Raw genomic sequence first — 1,329 nt, forward strand, 5'->3', positions numbered from 1 at the left:
TGATATGTACTGGGTTTCGGTCACACCCACCACCCAAAAAACTAACACATCACACAATATCAACTAAAACATCATCAACCACCTCCTGCGGAGTCCGATAACCAAGGCCAGCATGCAACCGCCGCTGATTCCACCAGTACACCCAACCCGCCGTAGTAGCCTCCAACTGAGCAACAGATTCAAAGAACCGGCCACGCACCAGCTCAGCTTTATAAGCCCCATTCACCGACTCAGCCAAAGCATTATCGTATGAATCTCCAGTAGATCCTACAGACAACTGAACACCCAGCCGCCTCAACTCACGCGTGTAATCCTCAGCAAGATACTGCGAACCACGGTCCGAGTGATGCACCACCTGCGTCAAATCAGACCCTGACCGCCTGGCTTCAAACAAAGCCTGCTTCAAAGCCATCAGCGGCATCCCCAGCGTATGCATACTCGAGGAAACACCCCAACCCACAATCTTTCGACTGAACACATCAGTGATGAAGGCCGTGTAGCAGAAGCCACTGGCAGTACGGACATAGGTGAAGTCCGCAACCCACAAGCGGTTCGGCGCTTTAGCGGTGAACTGGCGGTTGACCAGATCAGGGCGGTGATCAGGAGCCTTGGTAGCCCTGGTGGTCACAGGCTTACGGCCCCGATGCACACCCTGAATACCAGCTGCACGCATGAGCCGGTAGGTTTGGTCCCGGCCAATAGCCCAGCCTGCCCGTTTCATGGCCTGCCACATTTTGCGCACGCCATAGACTCCATAGTTCTCCTGGTAGATTCTTACCAGTTCGGGGATGAGCAGCTGGTCGGAGAGTGACCTGGCTGAAGCGACACGGCTCATTGCGCGGTAATAGCCGCTGGCCGTCATGAAGCCACCGTCAAGGTGCTCGGATAGGACTCGGCAAATGGGCTCGACCCCGAAAAGATCCTTATAAGTGTTGATGTAGCGGATCATCATCGGGCCGGTCGGTCGAGCTCTGCTGCGAAAAAAGCTGAGGCAGTTTTCAAAATCTCGTTGGCCCTGCGTAGTTCCGCGTTTTCTCGTTTTAGGCGTCTGATTTCGGCCGCCGCGTCACTCGTAGTAGTGATTTCTTTGCCGGTGTCGAGGGCGGCGTTGTTGCACCAGCGGGCCAGAGTGTTGTGGGAAATTCCTAGCCGAGGGGCGATGTCTTTGATTGCTGCGGTTATGGACGGGGCGTCGGGGTGGTTCAGTCGGTCACCGACGAGTCGTACCGCTCGTTCTTTGAATTCTTGGGGGTATTTGTTGGGCATGGTTTTATTATTCCTTCCGGTGGGGTGTGGGTGGAAGGTGTGGACTGAACCCAGTACATATCA

1 protein-coding gene is annotated in these 1,329 nt (G+C 54.9%); it reads right to left on the minus strand.

Annotation, left to right across the window (positions count from 1 at the left end; translation table 11 throughout):
* Positions 1 to 49 precede the first annotated feature (49 nt).
* Positions 50 to 1,266, minus strand: a protein-coding gene (locus tag ACMXX3_RS11690) for an IS3 family transposase (RefSeq protein ID WP_421084883.1) whose coding sequence is annotated in 2 segments (ribosomal slippage) — positions 50 to 987 and positions 987 to 1,266 — 1,218 coding nt in all. Because the reading frame shifts where the segments join, the coding sequence is not laid out codon by codon here.
* Positions 1,267 to 1,329 lie beyond the last annotated feature (63 nt).

The sequence above is a fragment of the Rothia nasimurium genome, from assembly GCF_049068285.1.
Taxonomy (GTDB): domain Bacteria; phylum Actinomycetota; class Actinomycetes; order Actinomycetales; family Micrococcaceae; genus Rothia; species Rothia nasimurium_I.